The 26,680-nt window shown below is 60.9% G+C and carries 28 protein-coding genes; 11 read left to right on the plus strand and 17 right to left on the minus strand.

The window, feature by feature from the left end; genetic code table 11:
- Nucleotides 1-75 precede the first annotated feature (75 nt).
- The 6 genes from E4P00_RS04885 to E4P00_RS04910 form a co-directional block, all read right to left on the minus strand.
- A complete protein-coding gene (locus tag E4P00_RS04885; protein ID WP_248130832.1) occupies nt 76-1,425 on the minus strand; it encodes a CoA transferase in 1,350 nt (449 codons plus the stop codon).
- Nucleotides 1,426-1,465: 40 nt separating this feature from the next.
- The gene (locus E4P00_RS04890; RefSeq protein ID WP_248130834.1) at nt 1,466-2,809 is read right to left on the minus strand and encodes a HAMP domain-containing sensor histidine kinase; all 1,344 of its coding nucleotides are present in this window, start codon (nt 2,807-2,809) and stop codon (nt 1,466-1,468) included.
- A gap of 65 nt (nt 2,810-2,874) precedes the next feature.
- Nucleotides 2,875-3,333 (minus strand): hypothetical protein, encoded by a 459-nt coding sequence (locus E4P00_RS04895; RefSeq protein WP_005790823.1) that lies wholly within the window; start codon nt 3,331-3,333, stop codon nt 2,875-2,877.
- 103 nt (nt 3,334-3,436) lie between these two features.
- Nucleotides 3,437-4,114, minus strand: coding sequence for a response regulator transcription factor (locus E4P00_RS04900; RefSeq protein ID WP_078822169.1), 678 nt, complete (start codon nt 4,112-4,114; stop codon nt 3,437-3,439).
- A 100-nt stretch (nt 4,115-4,214) separates the two neighbouring features.
- Nucleotides 4,215-4,514 carry a YciI family protein gene (locus E4P00_RS04905; RefSeq protein ID WP_005790820.1) on the minus strand — a complete coding sequence of 100 codons (300 nt, stop codon included), beginning with the start codon at nt 4,512-4,514 and terminating at the stop codon, nt 4,215-4,217.
- A 1-nt stretch (nt 4,515) separates the two neighbouring features.
- Nucleotides 4,516-5,112 carry a septation protein A gene (locus tag E4P00_RS04910; protein WP_005790819.1) on the minus strand — a complete coding sequence of 199 codons (597 nt, stop codon included), beginning with the start codon at nt 5,110-5,112 and terminating at the stop codon, nt 4,516-4,518.
- An 87-nt stretch (nt 5,113-5,199) separates the two neighbouring features.
- Between E4P00_RS04910 and E4P00_RS04915 the strand changes: the two genes are divergently transcribed.
- The 6 genes from E4P00_RS04915 (at nt 5,200) to rluB (ending at nt 10,157) form a co-directional block, all read left to right on the plus strand.
- Entirely contained in the window at nt 5,200-6,063 is an 864-nt protein-coding gene (locus E4P00_RS04915) for a PHP domain-containing protein (RefSeq protein ID WP_056791434.1), read from the plus strand.
- 13 nt (nt 6,064-6,076) lie between these two features.
- Nucleotides 6,077-6,706 carry an L-threonylcarbamoyladenylate synthase gene (locus E4P00_RS04920; RefSeq protein ID WP_003193796.1) on the plus strand — a complete coding sequence of 210 codons (630 nt, stop codon included), beginning with the start codon at nt 6,077-6,079 and terminating at the stop codon, nt 6,704-6,706.
- A gap of 120 nt (nt 6,707-6,826) precedes the next feature.
- Complete coding sequence (locus tag E4P00_RS04925) at nt 6,827-7,525, plus strand: ScpA family protein (protein WP_164365898.1); 699 nt, start codon at nt 6,827-6,829, stop codon at nt 7,523-7,525.
- Nucleotides 7,526-7,537: 12 nt separating this feature from the next.
- Nucleotides 7,538-8,452 (plus strand): SMC-Scp complex subunit ScpB, encoded by a 915-nt coding sequence (gene scpB, locus E4P00_RS04930; protein WP_032879731.1) that lies wholly within the window; start codon nt 7,538-7,540, stop codon nt 8,450-8,452.
- Between the two features lie 148 nt (nt 8,453-8,600).
- The gene (locus tag E4P00_RS04935) at nt 8,601-8,792 is read left to right on the plus strand and encodes a DUF1289 domain-containing protein (protein ID WP_032879732.1); all 192 of its coding nucleotides are present in this window, start codon (nt 8,601-8,603) and stop codon (nt 8,790-8,792) included.
- Nucleotides 8,793-8,936: 144 nt separating this feature from the next.
- On the plus strand, nt 8,937-10,157 hold the full coding sequence (rluB, locus tag E4P00_RS04940) for a 23S rRNA pseudouridine(2605) synthase RluB (protein WP_005790814.1): 1,221 nt from the start codon (nt 8,937-8,939) through the stop codon (nt 10,155-10,157).
- 191 nt (nt 10,158-10,348) lie between these two features.
- Here rluB and E4P00_RS04945 read toward each other — a convergent pair whose 3' ends face one another.
- Nucleotides 10,349-11,308, minus strand: a complete 960-nt coding sequence (locus tag E4P00_RS04945) for a hypothetical protein (RefSeq protein WP_032879733.1) — start codon at nt 11,306-11,308, stop codon at nt 10,349-10,351.
- A 72-nt stretch (nt 11,309-11,380) separates the two neighbouring features.
- On the minus strand, nt 11,381-11,518 hold the full coding sequence (locus E4P00_RS04950) for a hypothetical protein (RefSeq protein WP_003237751.1): 138 nt from the start codon (nt 11,516-11,518) through the stop codon (nt 11,381-11,383).
- A gap of 648 nt (nt 11,519-12,166) precedes the next feature.
- On the opposite strand from E4P00_RS04950, the gene E4P00_RS04955 reads away from it, so the two are divergent.
- Together E4P00_RS04955 and arfB are read left to right on the plus strand one after the other, a co-directional pair.
- Complete coding sequence (locus E4P00_RS04955; RefSeq protein WP_248130836.1) at nt 12,167-13,585, plus strand: amino acid permease; 1,419 nt, start codon at nt 12,167-12,169, stop codon at nt 13,583-13,585.
- Nucleotides 13,586-13,694: 109 nt separating this feature from the next.
- On the plus strand, nt 13,695-14,108 hold the full coding sequence (arfB, locus tag E4P00_RS04960) for an alternative ribosome rescue aminoacyl-tRNA hydrolase ArfB (protein ID WP_003193787.1): 414 nt from the start codon (nt 13,695-13,697) through the stop codon (nt 14,106-14,108).
- Here arfB and E4P00_RS04965 read toward each other — a convergent pair.
- The 3 genes from E4P00_RS04965 to E4P00_RS04975 form a co-directional block, all read right to left on the minus strand.
- Nucleotides 14,105-15,301 (minus strand): MFS transporter, encoded by a 1,197-nt coding sequence (locus E4P00_RS04965; RefSeq protein ID WP_005790807.1) that lies wholly within the window; start codon nt 15,299-15,301, stop codon nt 14,105-14,107. The genes arfB and E4P00_RS04965 overlap by 4 nt on opposite strands.
- A gap of 103 nt (nt 15,302-15,404) precedes the next feature.
- Nucleotides 15,405-15,587 carry a hypothetical protein gene (locus E4P00_RS04970; RefSeq protein WP_005790805.1) on the minus strand — a complete coding sequence of 61 codons (183 nt, stop codon included), beginning with the start codon at nt 15,585-15,587 and terminating at the stop codon, nt 15,405-15,407.
- Between the two features lie 360 nt (nt 15,588-15,947).
- Complete coding sequence (locus tag E4P00_RS04975; protein ID WP_005790802.1) at nt 15,948-16,259, minus strand: DUF962 domain-containing protein; 312 nt, start codon at nt 16,257-16,259, stop codon at nt 15,948-15,950.
- Nucleotides 16,260-16,420: 161 nt separating this feature from the next.
- Here E4P00_RS04975 and E4P00_RS04980 point away from each other — a divergent pair, with 161 nt between their 5' ends.
- Nucleotides 16,421-17,479 carry an AraC family transcriptional regulator gene (locus E4P00_RS04980; protein ID WP_032879739.1) on the plus strand — a complete coding sequence of 353 codons (1,059 nt, stop codon included), beginning with the start codon at nt 16,421-16,423 and terminating at the stop codon, nt 17,477-17,479.
- On the opposite strand, the gene E4P00_RS04985 is transcribed toward E4P00_RS04980, so the two are convergent.
- From E4P00_RS04985 to E4P00_RS05010, 6 genes are all read right to left on the minus strand, one after another.
- Nucleotides 17,436-18,890, minus strand: coding sequence for a TrkH family potassium uptake protein (locus E4P00_RS04985; protein WP_032879741.1), 1,455 nt, complete (start codon nt 18,888-18,890; stop codon nt 17,436-17,438). The genes E4P00_RS04980 and E4P00_RS04985 overlap by 44 nt on opposite strands.
- Nucleotides 18,891-19,110: 220 nt before the next feature.
- Nucleotides 19,111-20,439: an imelysin family protein gene (locus E4P00_RS04990; RefSeq protein ID WP_078822164.1), complete on the minus strand. Its 1,329-nt coding sequence runs from the start codon at nt 20,437-20,439 to the stop codon at nt 19,111-19,113.
- 126 nt (nt 20,440-20,565) lie between these two features.
- Entirely contained in the window at nt 20,566-22,617 is a 2,052-nt protein-coding gene (locus E4P00_RS04995; RefSeq protein WP_078822163.1) for a GGDEF domain-containing phosphodiesterase, read from the minus strand.
- Nucleotides 22,618-22,810: 193 nt separating this feature from the next.
- The gene (locus tag E4P00_RS05000) at nt 22,811-23,020 is read right to left on the minus strand and encodes a hypothetical protein (protein ID WP_143508477.1); all 210 of its coding nucleotides are present in this window, start codon (nt 23,018-23,020) and stop codon (nt 22,811-22,813) included.
- A gap of 156 nt (nt 23,021-23,176) precedes the next feature.
- The gene (locus E4P00_RS05005; RefSeq protein ID WP_003212997.1) at nt 23,177-23,773 is read right to left on the minus strand and encodes a Fe-Mn family superoxide dismutase; all 597 of its coding nucleotides are present in this window, start codon (nt 23,771-23,773) and stop codon (nt 23,177-23,179) included.
- A gap of 178 nt (nt 23,774-23,951) precedes the next feature.
- Nucleotides 23,952-24,551, minus strand: coding sequence for a LysE/ArgO family amino acid transporter (locus E4P00_RS05010; RefSeq protein ID WP_248130838.1), 600 nt, complete (start codon nt 24,549-24,551; stop codon nt 23,952-23,954).
- 100 nt (nt 24,552-24,651) lie between these two features.
- Between E4P00_RS05010 and E4P00_RS05015 the strand changes: the two genes are divergently transcribed.
- Nucleotides 24,652-25,545: a LysR family transcriptional regulator ArgP gene (locus E4P00_RS05015; protein ID WP_032879751.1), complete on the plus strand. Its 894-nt coding sequence runs from the start codon at nt 24,652-24,654 to the stop codon at nt 25,543-25,545.
- 52 nt (nt 25,546-25,597) lie between these two features.
- Nucleotides 25,598-26,596, plus strand: a complete 999-nt coding sequence (locus tag E4P00_RS05020; RefSeq protein WP_248130840.1) for an NAD-dependent epimerase/dehydratase family protein — start codon at nt 25,598-25,600, stop codon at nt 26,594-26,596.
- Nucleotides 26,597-26,680 lie beyond the last annotated feature (84 nt).

Genomic DNA, 26,680 nt, shown 5'->3' on the forward strand with positions numbered 1-26,680 from the left:
CAAGCCCCTCCCACATTTGATGTGTGAATACATTCAAAAGTGGGAGGGGGCTTGCCCCCGATGGCGGTCTTCAGTTCACCACTGAGGCCGGTGCGCGCCCAATTCCCCTGCCGGCAAATCCCACTGCAACGGCGTGCCACTGATGCTCAGCGGCGCCAGTAACCGATGGGCCTGGCCCCAGGGGGTCTGCTCTACCACCAAGCCTTGATCATTGATGTCTTCGCCGCGCAACGCTGCCTGCTGCGGCACCTGCCCTGCGTCCACCAGCAACTTGGCCGTGCGCGCCAGTGACAACCGCGCCGAACCGCCCCGACCTGACGCAAACCGCTCGCTCAAGGCCTGGATCGCACTGGCGGCCATCAGGTAACCGGTAGCGTGATCCAGCGCCTGCACCGGCAGCGGCACGGGCTTATCCGCTTGCTTGCAGGCCATGCCCGCCTCGGCGATCCCGCTGCTCATCTGCACCAGGCTGTCAAAACCGCGACGGTTACGCCACGGGCCACTCCAGCCATAGGCATTGAGGCTGACGTCAATCAGGCCGGGGGCGATATGTTGGCGCTCGCCGAGGGTGTAACCCAGCTGTTCCAGTGCATCGGCGCGGTAACCATGGAACAGTACGTCAGCGTGCTTGAGCAAGGCTTCGAATACCTGCCGGCCTTCAGGGCTTTTCAGGTCGAGGCGGGCACAGCGCTTGCCCAGGGTCATTTCCGGTACCACGCCCGGTTCGTTCCAGGTTGGCGAATCAATGCGCAGTACATCTGCACCCAATCCGGCGAGGAAACGACTGGCCACGGGGCCGGCCAATACGCGGGTCAAGTCCAGCACCTTGATACCCGCCAGCGGGCGCGCAGGTGAGCCAAGCCAGGGTTTGTCGATACCAGGGTCGAAGACCTGACGCTGTATCAACTCTTCGGCATTCACCGCCAAGCCTTGCGGATGCTGCTGCCAGGCTTGCCACGTACGCATCTGCGCCGCACAACCGCCGGCGTCGACAATGGCCTGTTCCAGTTCTGCGGCGTTCCATGTAGCGACTTTGGTCGCCATCTCGGCGCGGTCGGCCACAGGCCCAAGCACCCGTTCGGCCGCTGCACGGTGATGGGGTGCGTTGGTGTGCAGACGAATCCAGCCCTCGGCGCTGGCGTAGTCACCGGCCACTGGGTCCCACAGCGGCGGTACTTGCCAACCCACTGGGCGAATCGACGAAGAAAACCACAGCGAGGCGAGACGCCGATCCACGCTGACGCTGGGCAGCCGCCCGGTCTGTTGCTGGATCAACTGGGCAACAGCCTGGCCAGCGGCGCCGATGCTGGCGACGGCCAGGTCGGTCACGGCGAAGGACGAGGGCAGCGCGCCTGCCGAGGTCTCGGGCAGCGCAATGTGCGGTAAATCGAGTGCAGCTTGGATGGGAGTCAGCAGGTCAGTCATCTAAGGCCCTCCGTAAGAGAAGGGCCACTATAGAAGAACATCACACCGGTGTGGCAGCCCCTGGGATCAAGGGCAGTTCGATACTGGCGATAAAACCGCCGTCGGGATGATTGGCCAGGATCAGGGTGCCGCCATGGCGCTCGGCAGCACGGCGGGCGATGGCCAGGCCCAGGCCATGACCTTGCGCAGTCTGGCCCGGCGCACGGTAAAACGGCTCGCCCAGTTGGCCCAGGTGTTCGGTTTCAACGCCGGGGCCGTGGTCGCGTACGCTGATCAGAATGCGCCCGTTTTGATGCTGGGCCTGCAATTGAATCGGTTGGCCGGCCGGGTTGAAGCGTTGGGCATTGCGCAGAAGGTTATCCACGGCGCGCTCGATCATGGTCGGCCAGCCCTTGAGCCGCAGGTCGACGTCGGTGCTGAGGTGCACCACTTGCTCGGGCGCGCCGAGCTGGGCGTCCTTTTGCAGGGTCTTGAGCAATGGGTTGAGGTCAATGTCTTCGGCGCTGGCGTTGTCGGCGTCGACCCGCGCCAGGACCAGGATTTCGCTGATCAAGGCTTCCAGGCGGTCGCATTCGCGGGTCAGGCGTGGCCAGAGTTTTTCCCGTTCTTCGGGGCTGGCGCGCTCGGCCAGGGCCAGGGCGATACGCAAGCGTGCCAGGGGCGAGCGCAGTTCGTGGGACACGTCGCGCAGCAACTGGCGCTGGCTACCGATCAGGCTTTGCAGGCGCGCGCCCATGCGGTTGAAGTCATTGGCCAACACACCGAATTCGTCGCGCCTGTTGGCCAGTTGCGCCAGGCTGTTTTGTTGATAGGTGGTTTGCCCCAGGTCATGCACCGCGCCGCGCAGGCGGCTGAGTGGGCGGGTGATGGACAAGGTCACCAGCAGGCTGAACAGGGTCAACACCACCAGGGTGATTGCCAGGGCACTGAGCGGCCACAGCAGGCTACTGCGGTGCCAGGCTTCCAACTCCGGGTGGGGAATGCGGTAGATCAGCAGGTAGGTGTCGCCGGTTTTGTCGCTGGTGTACTCGGCGGTCAGGCGCCGCCAGGGCAGGTGGCCGTCCTGGCTGTCATTCTGCCGGGCTTCAAAGGCGGCGGCGCGACGCGGGAAGGTACCGCGCACCACCGGCTCGCCGCTCTCGTTAAGCACTTGCACATCGATGTGGTACTGGCGTTTGCGCTGTTGCAGCAAGTCCTGGGCGGCGTCCTCACCCTGGGCTTCGTAGAGTTGCGTCCACTCTTGCGCCAGGTTGTTCAGGCCGGGGTGGCGGCTGAGAATCCAGGCGTCCTGGTTGAGCATATGCCCAAGCAGAATCGACAACCCGCCAACCAGGGCGATGGCCAGCCAGAAACTCGCCAGGATACGCCAGAACAATGAACGCACAGGAAACCCTCAAACAGGAAAAGCCCAGTGGTGTGAACCACTGGGCCGTAGGCATTACGTTTGCATTATTGCGCTTTTTGCGCTTGCTGGGCTTTCCATTCCTGGAATTGCTTCCACTCGGCGCGGCGCTCGGCTTGCTTCTTGACGATCTCGTCGTATTGCTTCTGCTGGTCAGGCTTGAGCACGGCGCGGATATTGGCCTGGGTTTTCTGCTTGCCGGCGGCGATCTCGTCCTGCATGGCTTTCTGGTCAGCGGCCGGGAGTTTGTCCAGGTACTTTTGGGTCAGGTCCTTGCGAGCGTGCCATTGGTCACCCATCAGCTTGCGGATCTGCTCGCGCTGTTCCTTGCTCAAGTCTAGCTGGCTGAACGGGCCGCCTTTACCACGCGGGCCGTGTTCACCGTGGCCCGGGCCGCCCATCATGTGGCCTTCGTGGCCGCCCATCGGGCCTGGGCCTTCAGGCATGGCCATGGCAACGGTAGGCAGTGCAGCGGCGAGCATCAAAGCGATAAGGGTCTTGCGCATGGTGATTCTCCTGTCTCTATTCCGGTGAGTCCGGATGTGAGTAGGTTACGCAGCGCAAGGTCAGCCGCCGTCAGCGGAGGGTAAAGATTTGGTAAGGCTGCCTCTAGAGGCTGTAGTAGTAGCCGCGACTGCGCAGCGCCACGATCCGCGGCCGGCCATCCGGGTGCGGGCCGATCTTTTTGCGCAGGTTGCTGACGTGCATGTCCAGGCTGCGATCGTAAAGGGTCAACTTGCGGCCCAGGGCGATCTGCGCCAGTTCCTGTTTATCGAGGGGCTCGCCGGGCTGGCGCAGCAAGGCTTCGAGCAGGCGGCTTTCGGAGACGGTCAGGGTGAACTCCTGGTCATCGATGCTCACCACGCCGCGCACCGGGCTGAAGCACAGGTCGCCCAGCTCAAGCTGGGTCGAGACCGCGGTCGGGTGGCTGCGGCGCAATACGGCACGCAGGCGGGCGGTCAGTTCGCGCGGATCGCAAGGCTTGGCCAGGTAGTCGTCGGCGCCCAGCTCCAGGCCGAGGATGCGGTCCAGGGGTTCGCCCCGCGCCGAGAGCATCAGCACCGGCAGTTCCGGGTGGTCGTTGCGCAGTTGCTTGAGCAGCTCCAGGCCGCTGCCGTCGGGCAACATCACGTCGAGCACCACCGCCGCCGGGGCGGCTTCGGCCAAGGCTTTGCGGGCGCTCAGGCCATCGTGGCAGGCGCGCACCTGGAAGCCTTCCTGGCTCAACCAACTGTTCAGCAGCTCACAGAGCTCCTGGTCATCATCTATCAGTAACAGCTCGCTCATGACTCACTCGATTTAGCCATTGTCGACGGCGACGACCCCACCGGTGCCGCCGTGAGCCATTAGGAGTGCGCCGAAACGATTAGGTTCGACGCAGCCGGGTTCAAGGCAGGACTTGCTTGAACGGCTTGATCACCACATCAGCGTAGACGCCTGCTGCGACATAGGGGTCGGCCTTGGCCCAGGCCTGGGCGTCGGCCAGGGAGGCGAACTCGGCGACAATCAGGCTGCCGGTGAAACCGGCGTCGCCCGGGTCATTGCTGTCGACCGCCGGGTGCGGGCCGGCCAGTACGATACGGCCTTCGGCTTGCAGCTGTTTAAGGCGCTCGACGTGGGCGGGGCGTACGCTCAGGCGTTTTTCCAGCGAGTTGGCAATATCGGTGGCAATGATGGCGTAGAGCATGTCAGTCCTCGGTTTTCGGCGTGGTAGGCGCGGTGTCATGCAGGTGACGCGACAGGTAGATCCCTTGGCCGATCAGGAACAATACGGTCATGCCCAGGCTGCCGAACACCTTGAAGTCGACCCAGTAGTCCTGGAAGGTAAAGGCCACGAACAGGTTGGCGGCACCGCAGAACAGGAAAAACACGATCCAGGCCACGTTCAGGCGCACCCACACCGGTTCCGGCAAGGTCAGCGCGTGGCCCATGATCCGCTTGATCAGCAGGCGGTCACCGATGAAGTGGCTGCCGATAAAGACCAGGGCAAACAGCCAGTTGACCACCGGGGCTTTCCATTTAAGGAAGGTTTCGCTGTGGAAGGCCAGGGTCAGTCCGCCAAAGACCAGGCAGGCGATAAGGGTCAGCCATTGGCTTTTTTCCAGCTTGCGCTGGGAGATGAAGATGGCGCCGTAGACCACGATGGAGCTGATGATCAATACGGCAGTGGCACTGTAGATACCCCCGAACGACAGCTCGTGACCGGCGATTTCGATGACCCTGGGGTCGAGTTTGGTAACGATGAAAAACAGCAACAGCGGGATGAAGTCGATGAATTGTTTCACAGTAAGAGCCAGAAGCTGGATGTGGCGGCATAATAACAAACATCCTTGGTTGCGATAGCGCCAGCTGACTTGAGGTTACATACCCACGTGAATGTTGATTTGCACTGCCACAGCACGGCCTCCGACGGCGCCCTGGCGCCCGCGGTACTGGTTGCGCGTGCGTTTGAAAAAGGCGTGCGAGTTTTGGCATTGACCGACCACGACACCCTCGAGGGTCTCGATGAAGCCCGCCAGGCCGCGCATTCCCTGGGCATGCAGCTGGTCAACGGGGTGGAATTGTCCTGCACCTGGGGCGGCGCCACCATCCATGTGCTGGGCTACGGTTTTGATCAAAAGGCCCCGCCCTTGGTGGCGGCGATTGCCCAATTGCACGATGGCCGCTGGCTGCGGTCCGAAGAAATAAGCCGCAAGCTCAGCCTTAAAGGCATGCCAGGTGCCCTCGACGGCGCCCGTGCCATCCAGCAAGAGCTGGGCGACAGCGGCAACGCACCGGCCCGTCCGCACTTTGCCGACTGGATGGTACGTGAAGGGTATGTAAAGGATCGCGCCGAAGCCTTTCGCAAATGGCTGGGCGCCGGCAAGTTGGGCGATGTGAAGCTGCATTGGCCGACCCTGGAAGACACCGTCCAGACCCTGCGGGACTCCGGGGCCTGGGTCAGCCTGGCGCATCCCTGGCATTACGATTTCACCCGCAGCAAGCGCCGCAAGCTGATCAGCGACTATATTGGTGCGGGTGGCCACGCGATCGAGGTGGTCAACGGGCATCAACCGGCGGAACAGGTCGGCAGCCTGGCGATCCTTGCTCGCGAATTTGGTCTGCTGGTCAGTGCCGGCAGTGATTTTCATGGCCCAGGCGGCTGGTCCGAGATTGGCGAGTATCGCCAGGTCCCGGAAGATCTGCCGCTGTTGTGGGGGCGATTCAAGCATGACCCCATTATTGCCACCGTCTGAACAGGTAGAGCACGTGAGTCAATTCTTCCAGATTCATCCGGAAAACCCTCAGGCGCGCCTGATTAAACAGGCCGTGGAGATCATCCGAGCCGGCGGCGTGGTGATCTATCCAACTGATTCGTCCTACGCCATCGGTTGCCAGATCGGCGACAAAGGCGCGGTCGAGCGTGTAAGGCGCCTGCGCCAGCTGGACGACAAGCACAACTTCGCACTGATTTGCAGCGACTTGTCTCAACTGGGCCTGTTCGCCAAGGTCGACACCGGTACGTTCCGCCTGCTCAAGGCCCATACGCCGGGGCCTTATACCTTCATTCTCAATGCCACCCGCGAAGTGCCGCGCCTGTTATTGCACCCCAAGAAGCGCACCATCGGCCTGCGCGTGCCGGAACACCCGATAGCCCTGGCGCTGTTGGCCGAGCTGGGTGAGCCGCTGATGAGCGTGTCGTTGATCCTGCCCGGTGAAACCGAACCGTTGTACGACCCTTACGAAATGCGGCGCCTGCTGGAAAAGCATGTCGACCTGATCATCGATGGCGGCTACGGCGGCAACAAAGCCTCGACGGTGATCAACCTGGCTGACGGCGAGCCTGAAGTGGTGCGTGTGGGCTGTGGCGATCCGGCGCCATTTATGGTCGAGGCCTGAATGTCGGCCGTGGAAACCGCTGATCCCCAGGCCGGCGCCCAGCAGGAACTGCCGTTCGCCATGGTCTATGGCCAGGCGGTCATGGAAATGCCCCTGGACCTGTACATTCCACCGGATGCCCTGGAGGTCTTCCTGGAAGCCTTCGAAGGCCCGCTGGACTTGCTGCTGTACCTGATCCGCAAACAGAACATCAATATCCTCGACATCCCGGTGGCAGAAATCACCCGTCAGTACATGGGCTACGTCGAGCTGATGCAGTCGGTGCGCCTGGAGCTGGCCGCCGAGTACCTGGTGATGGCCGCCATGCTCGCCGAGATCAAGTCGCGCATGTTGTTGCCGCGTTCGGAGACCGTCGAAGCCGAAGAGGATGACCCGCGCGCCGAACTGATCCGCCGCTTGCAGGAGTACGAACGCTTCAAGGCCGCCGCCGAAGGCATTGACGGCCTGAGCCGCGTGGGCCGTGATGTGGTGGTGCCCAAGCTCGACGCACCCGAGGCCCGTGCGCGCAAATTGCTGCCGGACGTGAGCCTGGAAGAATTGCTGATGTCCATGGCCGAGGTGCTGCGCCGTGGCGATATGTTTGAAAGCCACCAGGTCAGCCGCGAAGCACTGTCTACCCGCGAGCGCATGAGTGATGTGCTGGAACGCCTGAAGGGCGGTGGGTTTGTGCCGTTTGTCGAGCTGTTCACCGCCGAAGAAGGCCGACTAGGTGTGGTGGTGACCTTTATGGCGATCCTCGAACTGGTCAAGGAATCCTTGGTCGAGCTGGTGCAGAATGAGCCTTTTGCGGCTATCCACGTGCGGGCGCGAGCCGAATAACGAGCTGAATCGATGAATCTGACTGAACCCCGCGAACTGGCACCCTTGCTGGAGGCCTTTCTCCTGGCCTCGGGTAAACCGCAATCCCTGGAGCGCCTGTTCGAACTCTTTGAAGAAGCTGAACGCCCGGAGCCGCCGGTATTCAAGAAGGCGCTGGAGATCCTGCGCAAGTCCTGCGACGGCCGTGCCTTTGAGTTGCGCGAAGTGGCGTCGGGTTATCGCCTGCAGATCCGTGAGAAGTTTTCGCCGTGGGTGGGGCGCTTGTGGGAAGAGCGGCCGCAGCGTTATTCGCGGGCAATGCTGGAAACCATGGCGCTGATCGCCTATCGTCAGCCGATTACCCGTGGCGAAATCGAGGACGTGCGTGGTGTGGCGGTCAACAGCCATATCGTCAAGACCCTGCTGGAGCGCGAGTGGATCCGCATCGTGGGTTACCGCGACGTGCCCGGCAAACCGGCGATGTTCGCCACCACCAAGGTGTTCCTCGATCATTTCAACCTGAAGAACCTCGACGACCTGCCGCCCCTGGCTGAACTGCGCGAAATGGAGGCCGAGCCGGTGCTCGACTTCGACGATGCGCCGGTGCCGCAAAGCCTGCAGGAACTGGCCGATGCCAGCGCCGAGCCGGAGGAGCCCAAGGACGAAACCAGCTTCCATACGCTGTTGTTGGAGCTCGATGATATGGAGCAAGGGATCAAGACTGATTTTGACGACCTGTTGCGTGATGCTGCCGACGAGCCGCAGACCGAGGTGAACGTTGAACCCGAGCCCGAAGTCGAAGAAGACATCCTCGGCGTCGCCGATGCCCGGGAAAAACTGCTGGCCGCCGTCGCCGCCCTGGAACAGCCGCCGCTGAGCGACGAAGAAGACGAAGCCCGGGCGCTGGCCGAAGCCATCGAAAACGAACGCCGCCAACTCGAAGACTGACGCAATAAAAACTGTGGGAGGGGGCTTGCTCCCGATAGCGGAGTGTCAGGCAGCAGATGCATCAACTGATCCACTGCTATCGGGAGCAAGCCCCCTCCCACATTGGATCTCCATTGTCTCCATTGGTCTGGATTGTCTGGGAGAAAACATGAGTTCCACCAAAGACCCGTGCATCAGCATCTGCAAGTTCGCCGACGACATCTGCGTCGGCTGTGGCCGCAGCAAGCGCGAAATCCGTGCCTGGAAGAAGCTCGACAAAGTCGACAAGCGCACGGTGCTGGCTGAAGCCGAGCTGCGATTGCTGGCGCTGGGTGCCACCGGTCGGCGGAAAAGCAAATGACTTGGACGTTATCGACTAGTCTGTGATGCGCAACACGCGCCATGCGCGTATGATTCGCGACCCCTTGCCGACCTATTCGGCCAAGGCCCCGCTTTCAAGACCCCTCAGGCCACGCCTGAATCGACCCACCGGGAGGTGCTTACGATGAATGACCAAGACCAGAAAGACCAGGAAATCGGCCCAGCAGGCGAAAAGCTGCAAAAAGTGCTGGCGCGTATCGGCGTGGGCTCGCGCCGCGACGTCGAAGCCTGGATTACCCAGAAGCGCATCAAGGTCAACGGCGTCGAGGCTACCCTCGGCCAGCGCGTCGACCTGCACGATGCAATCACCATTGATGGCAAGGTCATCAAGCGTGAAGAGGCCGCCGAATCGGTGCGCCGGGTGATCATGTACAACAAGCCCGATGGCGAAATCTGCACCCGTGACGACCCGGAAGGCCGTCCGACCGTGTTCGACAAGATGCCCAAGCCCAAGGAAGGCCGCTGGATCAACATCGGTCGTCTGGACATCAACACCACCGGCTTGCTGATGTTCACCACTGACGGCGAACTGGCCAACCGCCTGATGCACCCGTCCTACGAGATGGATCGTGAATACGCCGTGCGTGTACGCGGTGAAGTCGATGACGAGATGATCGAACGCCTCAAGGCCGGCGTGGTGCTGGAAGACGGCCCGGCCAAGTTCACCGACATCAAGCAGGCGCCAGGCGGCGAAGGTTTCAACCACTGGTACCACTGCGTGGTGATGGAAGGGCGTAACCGTGAAGTGCGTCGCCTGTGGGAATCCCAGGGGCTGGTGGTCAGCCGCCTCAAGCGCGTGCGTTTCGGCCCGGTGTTCCTGAACTCCGACCTGCCGATGGGCCGCTGGCGCGAAATGAGCCAGTACGAAGTCGACATCCTCAGCGCCGAAGTTGGCCTGACGCCTGTCGCCATGCCGCAGATGAACGCCAAGAGCAAAGACAAGCTCGAGCGTATGCAGCGTAAATCGTCGCGCCCTGTTGCGCGTACCGAGCGCGTGGCTCGCACCCTGCGCCCGGCGCTGAATGCACCGGCAACCGGCGGTCGTATTTCTCGCGAGCCGCAGATCGAAGGTGAGCGTCGCCCAACCGCACCGTCCCGCCAGGAAGGTGATCGTGCACCACGCACACCGCGCCCGGCCCGTGGCGAAGCGCCAAGCGGCGGTCGCAGCAACCGTGGTGAAGCCGATCGCCCGGCCGACAACGCCAGTACCAAGCGTCCAGCCAAGCCAGCGGCGAACAAGCGCCCTGGCCCGAAACTGGTAGCTGATGAGCCGTCGGGCAAGCGCCGTGGCGCCCCGGCAGGTTCGGGTCAGCGTCCTGGTTTTGGTCGCAAGAAGCCGCAGTGATGCGTTAAGCGCTGCATAAAAACGCCAACCCTAGGGTTGGCGTTTTTTTTGATCTGAATTTGAAATGCAATCAACTGTGGGAGCTGGCTTGCCTGCGATAGCGGTGTGCCAGTCACCTTTGTGCTAACTGACCCACCGCTATCGCGGGCAAGCCCGGCTCCCACAGGGATATCTACACGTCTGATGATCTTTTAAAAGGCAAAGGAGCCATCAAACACCGGCTTGTCATCCAGCGCCAACACCCCACTGGCAAAGATCAAATCCAAGTGATGACTGCCTTTCTGCCCGCCGCCCAGGCCCAGGTGCAGCCCGCAATGGCGCTCCTCGAACCCGGCATTGCGCGCATACAGATCCTTGACCCCTTCGTTGGTGCCAATCCCTAGCTCCTCCACCCGACGGTTGGACGGGTTGGCATTCAGGTACTTGTTGAAATCATCCGCCAGCCCCGGCACGTCGCTGGCCACGCTGCAAATGGTCGAGTTCTCGATCCACAATTCCAGCGGTGATTGCAGCACGCCGTATTTGCGCGCAAACGGAATAGTGCTGAGGAAGGTACCGACAAACCGCACCTGGCCGTTGATGGCTTCACTGTGGGTGGCGATTTCGCCGGGGGCCAGGTCGTGGTTGCCGACGCCGTTGATATTGGTCCACTTCTTGATGCTGCTCATCGGCGCTTCAAGACGTGAACCGTGCTTGTCGGTAAAGCTCAGTACATTGGCCTGGGACATGCGTCGGATCAGCGTGGCGTTAAGGTCGGCAATACGCTGTGGCTCGACGCTGAAGGTGTCGTAGAAGTAATCACCATAATCCTTGAATAGCAGGGATTTCTTCCAGTGCTCGGCCATCACGCCGTGCAGGGCGCGGATAAAGTCCGGGCCTTCGGCGCGTGGGTTGGGCAGGGTGGAAGAGTCGTAGAGAAACAGGTACAGGTCACAGTCTTCGATGGCTTGCACCAGGGCTTCGCTGGGAGCCAGGTCCAGGCGTTGCAACTGGAAGTTGAAGCGGGCGGCGCTGCCGTGGGTGATTGCCTGGGCGATGGCGTCGTAGCGTTCGGTATGGCCCAGCAGCACGGTGGGGCGACTCAGGCCGCTGAGGGCTGGGTGGTGTGCGAGGTAGTAGAGAAAGTGTTCGACGGCGCGGGCCTTGTCCATGACGGTGTCCTTCTGTGCCTTGGGTAAGGGGACAGGTGCCGTGCACAGCACCTGCCGGATGCCTGCCGGGTATTAGAAAGGCCACATCGCGGTGCCGAAAGGCACAACGGCATCGGCTTGCATCATTTCAACGGCGGCCTCATGGGTCGGCGCTTCAAACCAATCGTCGAGTTGCAGTTCGGTTTCCAGGTCTTTTTCCAGTGCTTGCATGGTGTATCTCCTAGAGGACGTTGATTGAGAACGGCTTGCCCGCGGGCTTCGTGGGCAAGTGGAAAGAACCTAGAAGAGAGTGTTTCAAAATGCAAAAAAAATATTGACACGGTTTCATTTGGATTTTTTCTTCTGTTTTTGGCGAGCTATTTTTTATGCAGAAAAAACAGCTAATTAGCTGAACCGTTTATTCAGAAAATCCCCACTGACAATTTTCCGTTGGCTGGTCGTAAAACCTGGCTGTAACGCAGTATTTCCGTATCGTAACGATAAGTTTACGAATTTGCCCCGAGAGTCTTGAGCGACCCGTAGCTGTAAGGATTAGCTGACAGTTTGTCGCGTGCACTCTGTTGGGGCGTGCCGAAGCTGTCGAGCGGTGTACAATGCGCCGCGTTTTACTGTGACTCCCCTTGCGTACCCACGCAAAAGGCCAAGACCTCAGGGTTCGATCCCCCTGATCACTCCGCCTGGCCACGAGCCGGACGGGTTCGATTTCGTCACAGATAAAAACAAACAGGTGACGCATGACCGTTAGAAAGACGCTGTACTCCTGGTGCCTGCGCCGGGGTTTGAGCGGCGCTGCTTGAGTCGGTAATTCAAGGCAGCAACCTGCATTCACCTCCTCAAACCTTGCGTGAGACCCCTTTCATGAGTGGAACCCATTCCTCCTCAGGCGAGCTGAAACGCGGCCTGAAAAATCGGCATATCCAGTTGATCGCCCTCGGTGGCGCCATCGGTACCGGCCTGTTCCTGGGCTCGGCCGGGGTGCTCAAATCCGCCGGCCCGTCGATGATCTTGGGCTATGCCATCTGCGGCTTTATCGCCTTCATGATCATGCGCCAGCTCGGCGAGATGATCGTCGAAGAGCCGGTAGCCGGTTCGTTCAGCCATTTTGCCCACAAATACTGGGGCGGTTTCGCCGGCTTTCTGTCGGGCTGGAACTGCTGGATTCTTTACATTCTGGTGGGTATGTCGGAGCTGACCGCTGTCGGCAAATACGTGCACTACTGGTGGCCGGAGATCCCGACCTGGGTGTCTGCGGCGGCTTTCTTCGTGCTGATCAACGTGATCAACCTGGCCAACGTCAAGGTCTTCGGTGAAGCCGAGTTCTGGTTTGCCATCATCAAGGTGGTGGCAATTGTCGGCATGATTGCCTTGGGCAGCTACCTGCTGGTCAGTGGCAGCGGCGGCCCGCAAGCCTCGGTGAGCAACCTGTGGGACCACGGCGGGTTTTTCCCCCATGGTGTTGGCGGGTTGGTGATGGCCATGGCGATCATCATGTTCTCGTTCGGCGGCCTGGAAATGCTTGGTTTTACCGCCGCCGAAGCCAATCAACCACGCACCGTGATCCCCAAGGCGATCAATCAGGTGATCTACCGCATCCTGATTTTCTACATCGGTGCCCTGGTGGTGCTGTTGTCGTTGACGCCGTGGGACAGTCTGCTGGCGACCCTCAACGCCTCCGGCGATGCCTACAGTGGCAGCCCGTTCGTGCAGGTGTTCTCGATGCTGGGCAGCAATACCGCCGCGCATATCCTCAACTTCGTGGTGCTGACGGCGGCGCTGTCGGTGTACAACAGCGGCACCTACTGCAATAGCCGTATGTTGCTGGGCATGGCCGAACAGGGCGACGCGCCCAAGGCCCTGGCGAAGATCGACAAGCGTGGCGTGCCGGTGCGCTCGATCCTGGCCTCGGCGGCGATCACCCTGGTGGCGGTGCTGATGAACTACCTGATGCCCCATAACGCGCTGGAACTGCTGATGTCGCTGGTGGTGGCCACGCTGGTGATCAACTGGGCGATGATCAGCTTCTCGCACTTCAAGTTCCGCCAGCACATGAATCGCACCGGCCAGGTGCCGCTGTTCAAGGCGCTGTGGTATCCGTATGGCAACATTATCTGTGTGGCGTTCGTGGTGTTTATCCTGGGCACCATGTTGATGATTCCGGGCATTGACCGCTCGGTGTACGCGATCCCGGTGTGGGTGGCGTTCATGGGGGTGTGTTACTGGATCAAGAACAAGCGGGCGCAGCAGTCCGTGGATATGGCGGTCCCTGCGGTGAAGTAAGCGTCAATGTTGTTAAGCAGACCCGGCCTTGTGCCGGGTTTGTTGTTTGAGGGGATGGCCAAGGTGCATTCGCGTATCCTAGGGCTTCTTCCGGAGGACCGTGTAACTCATGCTGGTGATTTCCAATAACGTACAGCTGCCCGATGCCGAGATCGAGCTGACCGCGATTCGCGCCCAGGGTGCCGGTGGTCAGAACGTCAACAAGGTGTCGAGCGCAGTGCACCTGCGGTTTGATATTCCGGCGTCTTCATTACCGGAGTTCTACAAGGAACGCTTGCTGGCGCTACGCGACAGCCGTATTACCAGCGAAGGTGTGCTGGTGCTCAAGGCCCAGCAATACCGTACCCAGGAGCAGAATCGTGCCGATGCGTTGGAGCGCCTGGTGGAATTGATCCAGAGCGCCACCAAGGTCGAGAAAAAGCGCCGTCCGACCAAGCCCACCCTGGGGTCCAAGAAGCGCCGCCTGGAGTCCAAGACCAAGCGCGGCAGCATCAAGGCCGGGCGAGGCAAGGTCGACTTCTAGGCATCGCGTGTTTCCCGGGCCTTGGGTGCCTGGCGGTACAGGTACAGACTCAGCAGCAAACCGGCGGCGGCGGCGAGGGCGGCGAACAGGAAGATCGATGCAAAGCCGAAACCTGCTGCCACGGCGCCCGCCAGTGGCCCGGTGATGCCCAGGGACAAGTCGATAAACAGCGAATAGGCGCCTACCGCCGAGCCACGGCTGGAGGCGGGCACCAGGTTGACCGCCTCCACGCCCAGCGCCGGAAATACCAGAGAAAAGCCGAAGCCGCTCAACGCCGCGCCAGCCAGCGCCAGTTGGGCATCCGGCGCCAGCCACAGCAACAGCAGGCCGAGGACTTCCACCGACAGGCAGGCAATCGCGACGCGAAAGCCGCCAATGCGGTTGATCAAATTGCCAAACAGCAAGCGTGCGCCGATAAAACTGGCGCCGAACAGGCTCAAGGCCCACACCGCGTTATCCCAGTGCTGGGTGGTGTAATACAGGGTGATAAAGGTGGCGATGGTGCCAAAGCCGATGGAGCCCAGCGCCAGCGCGCAACCGTGTGGCAACACGCGGCCCAGCACATTCATGAACGGCAGACGTACGCCGGGTACAATCGGCGCGGCTTGTTTTTTCCAGGCCAACAACACGCCCAGCACGGCGAGCAGAATGATGCTCACGCCCATGCTCCACAGCCCGAACCGGCTGACCAACAGCACCCCCAATGGTGCGCCGACCGCCAGCGCGCCGTAGCTGGCGATACCGTTCCAGGAGATGACTTTGGCGGTGTTCGCCGCGCCGACGCGGCCGATGCCCCAGCCGATCGCGCCTGAACCCACCAGGCTTTCGGCGCTGCCCAGCACCAGTCGACCGATCAACAGGCTGCCCAGGCTCACTGCCGGCAGGCTGGAAAACCACGCCGCCAGCAACATGAACACGCCACTTGAACCGCAGCCCACCAGGCCAATCAGCACGGCGCGCTTGCTGCCCAGGTTGTCGATAATCTTGCCGGCATAGGGGCGGCTCAACAGGGTCGCCAGGTATTGCACGCTGATGACCAGCCCGGCGATCACGGCGCCATAGCCCAATTGGCTATGCACGTAGCCCGGCAATACAGCCAGGGGGATGCCGATATTCAGGTAGCCGATAAAGGTAAACAGCACGATGGAAACGACTTGCAGCGTGACGGCCATGGGTCGCTGGGTATCTGGCATGGGAGAGGTCCACTGTCGCAGCAGGTAAAGATAGGCTGCTAATGATACCGGCGCGCAGGCCGGGCAGGGCGGCAAAAATGTAAAACCTCGGAGCAAAGATGCATCAGGCGTGGGCGGGAGCCAGCAATTGAGTCGTCACCAGGGCTGCCAGGGCGTTTTCCTGGGTGCCGAAGCGCTTGAGCAGTGCCGCTTGCTTGTCGGCACTGAGGCGGTTCCAGACTTCGACCATCTGCAAGGCAGCGTCGAGCACGGCGGCGTCCGGCGTATCGGGAAGGGTTGTGGTCATGATGAGCGTCTCGAATGATTCAGGCAGTGTGGAAAGCGCTCAAAGGTGCGCTTTCCACACGGTCTGGTACGGCGTCAGTCTTGGCGTTTGCTGTCGACTGGTTTTGCTTCTTTGGTCGCAGGCTGCTTGTTGCTGGCCTGCTGCGGTGTTGGCTGCTCGGTTGGGTGCAGGCTTGGGAAGGGGAGATTAGGTATCTCGTGCATCGTCGTCGCTCCTCGCAAGGTCTGTTTTCAATCGCAGGTGATTGCGCGCTCTCAAAAAGCTTTGGCAGGATACAGCACCGTAAATGACAAAAAGACTTTTATCTCGGCGGATGCATAATTTTTCATGCTTGCGACGCAAGTGACATGAGGTCACACCCTAGAACGGTACCTTGCCCAGGATCATGTCGCGGTACATCACGAAATCCCCCAGCAAGCTATAGAACGGGTGCTGAAAGGTCGCCGGACGGTTCTTTTCGAAAAAGAAGTGGCCAATCCAGGCAAAGGTGTAGCCAGCGATTGGCAAGGCCAGCAACAGGAGCAGTGACCCCCGGCCTATGGCGTACGCGAGGATACCGATCACCAGGGTGGTGCCGATGAAATGCAAGCGCCGGCAGGTGCTGTTGCCATGTTCGCTCAGGTAGTACGGGTAAAACTCGGCAAAGCTGTTGAATTTCCTGGTGTTTTCCACGGTGGCCGGCCCTCTGGTTGTTGTGCCGCCCAACAGGTGTTCGGCGGGGAGCTTATTTGAGTCTAGAGTGATCAGTGGTATCAGCCAGTGACAATAGATGCCACTTTAGTATCCTTGGCTTCCTGGCTGCCGTTTGAGCCTGCTTTCAATAAGAAGACGCCATGAGCGAACGAACAACTTCTGCAAGCTGGGCGATGGGGATAGTCAAGGCGTTGGAAATGGACGGCCTGGATTGCCGTGCGTTGTTCAAGCAACTGGGCCTGGACTATGCCGCCCTCAGTGACCCGGACGCGCGTTTTCCCCAGGATTCCATGACCCGCCTGTGGCAGCGGGCGGTGGAGGTGTCAGGCAACCCGGCGATTGGCTTGAACATGGGCAAGGTGGTGCGGCCGGCCTCGTTCCATGTTGCCGGTTATGCACTGATGTCCAGCAACACTCTGGCTGAAGGCTTTATGCGATTGGTGCGCTACCAGCGCATCATCGCCGAAAGCGCCGACTTGAGCTTCCGACTCTTACCCGAAGGCTATGCGTTGATTTTGACAGTGCATGGCGATCATCTGCCGCCGACCCGGCAAAGCGCCGAAGCCTCGCTGGCCAGTGCGCTGGCGCTGTGCGGCTGGCTTACCGGGCGCACCCTGCAACCGCGCAAAGTGCTGCTGCAGGGCGATCAACCAGCGGACCTGGCGCCGTACAAACAGGCCTTCCATGCGCCGCTGCAATTCAATGCGCCCTATGACGCGCTGATCTTCGAGCAAGCCGACATGGATGCACCGCTGCCCACGGCCAACGAGGCCATGGCGCTATTGCACGATCGTTTTGCCGGTGAATACCTGGCGCGTTTCTCCGAAAGTCGCGTCACCCACAACGCGCGACAGGTGTTGTGCCGCCTGCTGCCCCAGGGGGAGCCCAAGCGCGAAGCGGTGGCCCAGACACTGCATCTGTCCCAACGTACCTTGCAAAGACGTTTGCAGGAGGAGGGCACCAGTTTCCAGGCCTTGCTCGATGACACCCGCCGCGAGCTGGCCGAGCAATACCTGGCGCAGCCAAACATGACCTTGCTGGAAATTGCCTACCTGCTGGGGTTCGCCGACCCGAGCAACTTCTTCCGCGCGTTTCGCCGCTGGTTCAATGCCACGCCCGGCGAGTACCGGGCACGGCTGCAGGAAATGTCGTCGGTCAGTGGCGCCAAAATGCCGGAATACACAGCACAAACACGGTAATGATCTCCAGTCGACCCAGCAGCATACCCAGCGACAGAATCCACTTGGCTGCATCCGGCAGGGTGGCGAAGTTGCCGGCCGGGCCGATGGTTTCACCCAGGCCCGGGCCGACGCCGGACACGGTGCTGGCGGCACCGGTCAGCGCGGTCATCCAGTCCACGCCCAGCAGTGACAAGGCCAGGGCGATGGTGCAGATGGTAATGGCAAAGAAAAATGAAAAGGTCAGGATCGACCGCACAATTTCTTCGTCGAGGCGATGACCGTTGTACTTTTGCTTGATCACCGCACGTGGGTGGATCAACTGGTTCAAGTTGGCCTTGAGCAGGATATAGGCGACCTGGAAACGGAAGATCTTGATGCCGCCGGCCGTGGAGCCCGAGCAGCCGCCGATAAAGCCCAGGTAAAAGAACAGCATCAGTGAGAAGTTGCCCCACAGGCTGTAGTCCCCCAGTGCAAATCCGGTGGTCGTCATTACCGAAGTCACATTCAGCGCCACATGGCGCAAGGCATCGAGCCAATGCAGGTCGGTGGTCCACCAGTACCAGGTGCCGAGCACCAGCCAGGTCACGAGCAATAGGCCGAGCAAGCCTTGCACCTGCTGGTCCTTGATCAGCGCTCGACGGTTGCCGCGCAACGTGGCCACATACAGGGCGAACGGCAAGCTGCCGAGGATCATCACCACCACCGCGACCCAGTGCACGGCCGGTTGTTTCCAGTGCGCGAGGGACTCATCCGAGGTGGAGAACCCGCCGGTGGAAATCGCCGACATTGCGTGGTTGATCGCATCGAACAAACCCATTCCGGCCCACCAGAATGCCAGGCTGCCGAGGATGGTGATGCCCACATACGCCGCCACGATCAGCCGCGCCACCATGTGCGAGCGGGGCATGACCTTTTCCGAGCGGTCCGAGGATTCGGTCTGGAACAGGCGCATACCACCAATACGCAGCAGCGGCAGGATCGCCACCGCCATGCCGATAAAGCCGATACCGCCGAGCCAGTGCAGCAGCGAACGCCACATCAGGATGCCCGGCGACATGCTGTCCAGGCCGCTCAGCACGGTGGAGCCGGTGGCGGTGATGCCGGACATGCTTTCAAAGAACGAGTCGGTGTAGCTGATGTGCTGGGTCAGCAAAAAGGGCAGGGCGGCGAAGATGCACACCACCACCCAACTGCTGACGGTCAGCAGGTACATGTCCCGGGGGCGCAAGTGCACATGCTCCGGGCGACCGGGGATGACCAGGGCCAACCCGGCGATAAAGGTGATCAGGCTGGCCCACAGGAATGAGGGCAGGTCGCTGGTGCGTTCGAAGATCACCAGGGTGGCCATCGGGATGACCATGGCGACGGCAAGGGTGATCAGGAAGATGCCGATGATGAAACCGATGATACGTAGGGTCGGCAACGCCATGAAGTTCGCTCGGGTGATTGGGCAGAGGCGCCATTCTACCGACGGTGCTGGGCATGTAAACCAGAGTGCTTGAGGTTACCCGGAGCAAAATGTGGGAGGGACTTGCTCCCGATAGCAGCTGATCAGCGCAGAATGTATCTGCTGATCCACCGCTATCGGGAGCAAGTCGAACCGTCGCACCGCCCCTCCCACAAGGTCGCCTTTTTCAGTACCGCAGGGATCAGAACTCGTGATCAGCGCTGTCCGGGTTCAGGTCACTGATGCCCAGCTTGCCGGCAGCGGCCTCGATCGAACCGGTCTGCTTGACCAGGGCGGCAATCGCGTCGCGTACGATCTGGTTGCCCTTGTCGTTGCCTGCGGCGATCAACTGGTCGTAGTGCTCGCCGGCGTTGGCGCGGTCGACCATGACCTGGATCTTCGCTTCGGTTGCCGCCAGGTCCGCCTTGAGGGCGGCATCGGCAGCCGGATCGGCCTTGGCCACCAGGGACGACAGGCTGGCGCCGGTCAGCTTGGTGCCGTCAACGCGGGTGTATTCACCCAGATAAACGTTGCGGATGCCCTTGGCGTCGTAGAACTGCGAGTTGTGGGTGTTATCGCTGAAGCAATCATGTTCGTCTTCCGGCGAATTGGCTTCCAGGGACACCTTCATGCGCTCGCCGGCCAGCTCGCCCAAAGACAGGCTGCCCATGCCGAACAGCATTTTACGCAGGCCGTCGGTAGCCGGATCCGACTCCAGGGTGGCGCGGTAGTTGTCTTCGACGTTGGGTTTCCAGTTGCCGACCATTTCTTCCAGGTCGCTGACCAGCAGTTGAGTCACTGCGCGCAGGTAAGTGCGGCGGCGCTCATTGTGACCGCCGGTGGCACCGTCACCCGTCAGGTAGTCCGAGGCCGGACGGTTGCCCGCGCCTGGGCCGGTGCCGTTGAGGTCCTGGCCCCAGAGCAGGAATTCGATGGCGTGGTAGCCGGTGGCAACGTTCGCCTCGGAACCGCCCAGCTCATTGAGGCTGGCGAGTTTTTCCGGGGTGATTTCCTTGACGTCGATCTTGTCTTCGCCGACCTGGATCTCGCTGTTGGCAATGATGTTCGCGTTGGCGCCCGGGTTACCCAGGGCGTGCTCGTAGGACTTGTCGACGTAGTCGATCAAGCCTTCGTCCAGGGGCCAGGCGTTCACTTGACCTTCCCAGTCGTCGATGATGGTGTTGCCGAAGCGGAACACTTCACTTTGCAGGTACGGGACGCGCGCGGCGATCCAGGCGGTACGGGCCGCTTTCAGGGTTTCGTCGTTCGGGTTGGCGAGGAAGGTGTCGACCGCTGTCTGCAGGGTTTTCGCGGTGGATTCGGCATCGCTGTATACCGCAAACACCATGTCTGCGTAGTGCGCGACAACCGCCTTGGCGGCTGCTTCGTCGACCTGGCCGGCAGCCGGTGCGGTTGTGCTGGCGGCGGCGGGTGCTTGAGGCGCGGCGGCCTTGTCTTTACCTTCGCCACAACCGGCGAGAGAAATGGCAATGGCCAGCAGACTGGCGGTGGCCAGGGGCATACGAATCATGGCGAACATCCTGCTTCGAGTGTGAATAGGGCGCGCGGGGAGCGCAAAAGCTGCGACATAATGCGAAAGATTTGCATTTTGTGTAAAGGCTTATACGCGGGAAATATTTGGTATTGGTTGGTTAATTCACAGACTCACCGCGTTATTACGCTCGGACTGCTTCAAATAAGCCGCCAGCTCCCGCGCCTGCAGCGGTTTGCTGTAGTGATAACCCTGACCCTCATGGCAGCCTTCGGAGATGATGTACGCCTCTTGTTCGGCGGTCTCCACGCCTTCGGCAATCACCTGCATACCCAGGCTTTTGCCCAGTTGGATAATGGCGCGCACGATCGTTGCGTCATCGTCATCATCCTGCAGGTCCTGGACGAAGCTTTTGTCGATCTTGATCTTGTCCAGCGGCAAGCTTTTCAGGTAGCTCAGGGATGAATAACCGGTGCCGAAGTCATCAATGGCGATCAGCGCCCCGGAGCGACGCAGGCTCAGCAGGTGCTGGGCGGCGGTGCTGATGTCTTCCATCAGGCCGGTCTCGGTCACTTCCAGTTCCAGGCTGCGGGGCGGCAAGCGATAGATCTGCATCAGGTTGTTGACCACCCTCGGCAACTCGGTGTGGTGCAGTTGCACGGTGGACAGGTTGACGGCGATGCGCAGCGTGGTGAAGCCCTGATCATGCCATTCGCGCAGTTGCCGGCACGCCTGGTCCAGCACCCATTCGCCGATCGGGATGATGGTGCCGTTCTGTTCCGCCAGCGGAATAAACAGATCCGGCGGTACCAGGCCGTGTTCCGGGTGTTGCCAGCGCAACAGGGCCTCTACGCCGACTACGCGATGGTCGCGGTAGCTGATTTGCGGCTGGTACACCAGGTGGAACTGGTCGCGGCTCAGCGCATCGCGCAGGTCCTTTTCCAATTCGCGGCGCCGGCGCATTTCGCTGTCGACGCTGGCGATGTAGAACTGATAGCGGTTGCGCGAGCGGCTCTTGGCCAGGGTCATGGTCTGCTCGGCTTTTTGCAGCAACTTCTCGGTGCTGTCGCCATCTTCAGGGAACAGCGTGATGCCGATGGTGGCACGCAGCCTGATCAGGTCATGCTCAAGTGCGAACTCCGCCTCCAGGTCATCCAAAATGCTTTGCGCCAGTTCGGCGGCTTCGTAAGGCTGGTCGATATCGGCCTGCACCAGGGCGAACTGGTCGCCTCCCAAGCGGGCAAGCGTGCCGAGGCGTCCGCTGTGGGCGCGCAGGCGATCGGCCAGGGCCAGTAGCAGTTTGTCGCCGGCCTGGTAGGTGAATTGTTCGTTGACGCTCTTGAAATCATCCAGCCCAACGCACAACACCGCCACCCGGCGCTGCCTGCGGCCGGCGTCAGTGAGGATCTTGTCCAGCTGTTCCTGCAGCTTCTGGCGGTTGGGCAGGCCGGTCAGGAAGTCATATTGAGCCATGCGCAACAGGCTGGATTCGGCCTCGTGGCGCAGGTGGGTATTGCGCTCGATGGATTCGAGCAACTGGTTGGCGGTGTTTATCCACTGCCCCAGTTCGTTGCGTTCGTGGCCCTTGAGCTGAGGGATCTTGTGTGCGCTGGGGCGGTCCGGGTTGATCGAGGTCAGGTGCTGGATAATCCGTGACAGCGGTTTGGTCAGCATCCAGTGATACACCAGGTACAGCACCAGCCCCATGGCCAGGGCGCGCAATACGCCCGAGATAAAGATGATGACCGAGCTGACCAGAAAACCTCTGCCATAGGTGGCGGTATCCAGGGTGATACTGAGGTCGCCGTAATATTCGCTGTAGGGGCCTTTGCCGACCAATGCGGTGGTAAAGGAGCGTTCCTGGCCGAGAATCAGGTCGGTCAGCCAGCGGCTGGGGGATTGCTGCAACGCACGGCTTTTTTCCGCCAGCATGGTCTCGTTGGGATGACCGATGGAGGCCATGCGCACGGCGTCGTCCTGGAACAACCCTTCGATCACTTGCATACCCATCTCGCGGTCCAGGCTGTAGACGGCCTGGGTCGAGGGGTCGCGAAACATGTCGAGGATACGTTGCGCATCGCCAGCCACAGCCTGGCGCGTCTTGTAGGCATCAAAAACAATCTGCGCCACGCTCAACGCCACGCCGACGATCAAGGCCGACAGCAGCACAACCCGTAGCAACTTCACCGACAAGCTGTTTTTGAGTTCCAGCTTCAAAGGGGCATTCCTTGTCTCATGCGGGTGGCCGTCAATATGCCATGAGTATTGGCAATCTGAGGATGGCAGTCAAAGGGACATTGGGGCCGCAGCTTAATTGAGGTTTTGGCCGGATAAACGCAGGAAAGATCAGGGGGCTCAAAGCCCTGCAGCGGAGAAGGCGGAGGAGGTCCGCCTTCGAGTGGGTGACGATTTAAGAAAAATCGATTTTACCCTGGGGCTTTGGCGCTTCCCCACCGATCTTGGAGCTTTCACCGGCCATGTCCAGGACTTTGCTTGCCATGTCCAGGACTTTGTTTCCGGCATTCATTGCACCGTTTGCCAGATCCAGCCCTTTATCAACAACACCCGCGACCATTGGGATCGCACCTGCAACCCCTGCTGCCATCGAAATAGGATCCATCGTTATTCTCCACATTTAATTAGAACCAGGAGGTTTATTCCTCCTGGCGTTTGTGTGGTGAATTGTTACTGTTGAGTTCCGCTATTTCCGGGCGGTCTGCCTGGCGAGCACAAAAAAGCCCGGCAATCGCCGGGCTCTCTTTACTGAACGCGCTGCTTAGGCAGTGAAGGTCTTGCCTTCGAACTGCTCAGCCACGAACTTCCAGTTGACCAGGTTCCAGAACGCTTCCACATACTTTGGACGCACGTTGCGGTAGTCGATGTAGTAGGCGTGTTCCCATACGTCGCAGGTCAGCAGTGGGGTGTCGCCGCTGGTCAGCGGGTTGCCGGCGCCGATGGTGCTGGCCAGGGCCAGGGAACCGTCAGCCTTTTTCACCAGCCAGCCCCAACCGGAACCGAAGGTGCCGACGGACGTCTTGGTGAACTCTTCCTTGAACTTGTCGAACGAACCGAACGCGGCGTTGATGGCCTCAGCCAGTGCGCCGGTTGGTTGGCCGCCGGCGTTTGGCGCCAGGCAGTTCCAGTAGAAGGTGTGGTTCCAGACCTGAGCGGCGTTGTTGAAGATGCCGCCCGAGGAAGACTTGACGATTTCTTCCAGGGTCTTGCCTTCGAACTCGGTGCCAGGCACCAGGTTGTTCAGGTTCACGACATAGGTGTTGTGGTGCTTGTCGTGGTGGTATTCCAAGGTTTCCTTGGAGATGTGCGGCTGCAGGGCATCGTGTGCGTAGGGCAGCGGCGGCAATTCGAAAGCCATGATGATTCTCCTAATCAGGTCAGTTGCGGTGAGCGCAAGGCCGATCACGGGCGGCCAAACATGCGCCGGGGAGTTTGTACTCTTTGCGGCGCAGGGGGCCGATCATAGCACCGGGGGTGCGGCATAACCACGCAACAACTGTGTGGGATAGAGGTTCCAGCGCGTTTTCAACTATTGGTCAGGCGCTGATCAATTGGTAGGCCACCGAGAACATCATCACCGCCACCAGCAAGTCCAGCAGGCGCCAGGTGGCGGGGCGTGCCAGCCAGGGTGCCAGCCACGCCGCGCCGAGTGCCAGGGTGGTGAACCACAGGAGCGAAGCGCTGGCGGCACCGGCCACGTAAGCCCCCGGCTGCGTTTGTTGCGCGCCCAGGGAACCGATCAGCAGCACGGTGTCCAGGTACACATGGGGATTTAGCAGGGTCACCGCCAGCGCGCTCAACAGGACCGCGCGCAATGAGCGGGTCTTGAGAGTGGCATCCTGATCCAGGCTTTGTTTCGAACAGGCCCGGCGTAGCGCACATGCGCCATACCACAGCAGGAACGCTGCGCCGCCCCAGCGTGCCACCGCAAGCAGTATCGGGCTCTGGGTCAGCACGGTGGCCAGGCCGAACACCCCGGCGGCCACCAGCAGCGCATCGCAGATCACGCACAAGGCCGCGACGGGCAAGTGATGCTCGCGGCGCAGGCTTTGCGCGAGGACGAACGCGTTCTGGGTGCCGATTGCCATGATCAGCCCGAGGGCCACCAGCAAGCCGTTCATATAGCTCTGCCACATACTGAAGGATCCTTGTTGATGCTTAAACGATGCTGGCTATGGTGCGGGTCGGACCTGTATAAGAAAAACCAATATTGCTGATCGCTCATTAGGAAAACTGATGTTCGACTATAAATTGCTTTCCGCCCTGGCGGCGGTGGTGGAACAAGCCGGCTTCGAGCGCGGTGCCCAGGTGCTGGGGCTGTCGCAGTCGGCGATCTCCCAGCGCATCAAGTTGCTGGAGGCGCGTATCGGGCAGCCGGTGCTGGTACGGGCCTCGCCCCCAACCCCGACCGACATCGGCCGACGCCTGCTCAACCATGTGCAACAGGTGCGTTTGCTGGAGCGTGACCTGCAAAGCCAGGTGCCGGCGCTGGACGAGGAGGGTATGCCCGAGCGCTTGCGCATCGCCCTGAATGCCGACAGCCTGGCCACATGGTGGGCCGAGGCCATCAGCGACTTCTGCGCCGAACAGCACTTGCTGCTGGACCTGGTGGTCGAAGACCAGACCGTGGGCCTCAAGCGTATGCGCGCCGGTGAGGTTGCGGCCTGTATCTGTGCCAGCGAGCGCCCGGTGGCCGGTGCTCGCAGCCTGTTACTGGGCGCCATGCGTTATCGGGCGCTGGCCAGCCCGGCGTTTATTGCCCGGCATTTCCCGGCGGGCGTGCGCGCCGATCAATTGGCGCGCACGCCGGCGCTGGTGTTCGGCCCGGATGATTTCCTGCAACACCGTTACCTGGCTTCCCTCGGGGTGAACGGAGGTTTTGAGCACCATCTATGCCCGTCGTCCGAAGGTTTTATTCGCCTGACGGAAGCCGGTCTTGGGTGGGGCCTGGTGCCCGAGTTACAGGTGCGCGACCAGATGGAAACCGGCGTATTGGTGGAGTTATTGCCAGATAAGCCCATCGATGTGCCGCTGTACTGGCATCATTGGCGCAGTGGCGGGCAACTGTTGGGCTTGTTGACCGACCATCTGGCCCAGGTTTGTGGCCACTGGTTGGTGCCGTTGAAGTGATGGCGGGCGTCAAGGCCACAGCGATGAAAAACGAAAGAACACGGAGTACTACATGAAAATTCTGGTCACCGGCGCAAGCGGCTTCATCGGCGGACGCTTTGCGCGTTTTGCCCTTGAACAGGGCCTGGATGTGCGGGTCAACGGGCGACGCGCCGAGGGTGTCGAACACCTGGTTCGGCGCGGTGCCGAGTTTATCCAGGGTGACTTGAATGATGCCGACCTGGTGCGTGACCTGTGCCGCGACGTTGAAGCCGTGGTGCATTGCGCCGGCGCCGTCGGGTTGTGGGGCAAGTATCAGGACTTTCACCAAGGCAATGTGCTGGTGACTGAAAATGTGGTTGAAGCCTGCCTCAAGCAGCGCGTGGGGCGCCTGGTGCACCTGTCGTCGCCGTCGATCTACTTCGACGGCCGCGACCATTCAGGCATCACCGAAGAGCAGGTGCCCAAGCGTTTCAAGCATCCTTATGCCGCCACCAAATACCTAGCCGAGCAGAAGGTCTTCGGTGCCCAGGAGTTCGGTCTTGAGGTGTTGGCGTTGCGCCCGCGTTTTGTCACCGGTGCCGGCGACATGAGCATCTTCCCGCGGCTGTTGAAGATGCAGCGCAAGAACCGCCTGGCCATTGTCGGCGACGGCCTGAACAAGGTCGACTTCACCAGCGTGCACAACCTCAATGAAGCGCTGCTCAGCAGCCTGCTCGCACCCGGCTCGGCGCTGGGCAAGGCGTACAACATCAGCAACGGCGCACCGGTGCCTATATGGGATGTGGTCAATTATGTGATGCGGCAAATGGAGCTGCCCCAAGTGACCCGTTATCGGTCTTACGGTTTGTCCTACAGCATGGCGGCCTTGAATGAGGCGTTCTGTGCGATGTGGCCGGGGCGGCCGGAGCCTTCGTTATCGCGTTTGGGCATGCAGGTGATGAACAAAGATTTCACCCTCGACATCAGCCGTGCCAGGCATTATCTGGACTACGACCCCAAGGTCACCCTGTGGGCCGCGCTCGATGAGTTCTGCAGTTGGTGGAAAGCCCAGGATCCGGGCCTCAAGTAAGTTCATAACCAGCAACACATCGGGAACCGAATTCGCCGGACCGTGTCGACCTATGCGTCTGGGGCACGGTTTATACTTGCGCCG

The organism is Pseudomonas sp. B329 (assembly GCF_023127835.1).
Taxonomy (GTDB): Bacteria; Pseudomonadota; Gammaproteobacteria; order Pseudomonadales; family Pseudomonadaceae; genus Aquipseudomonas; species Aquipseudomonas synxantha_A.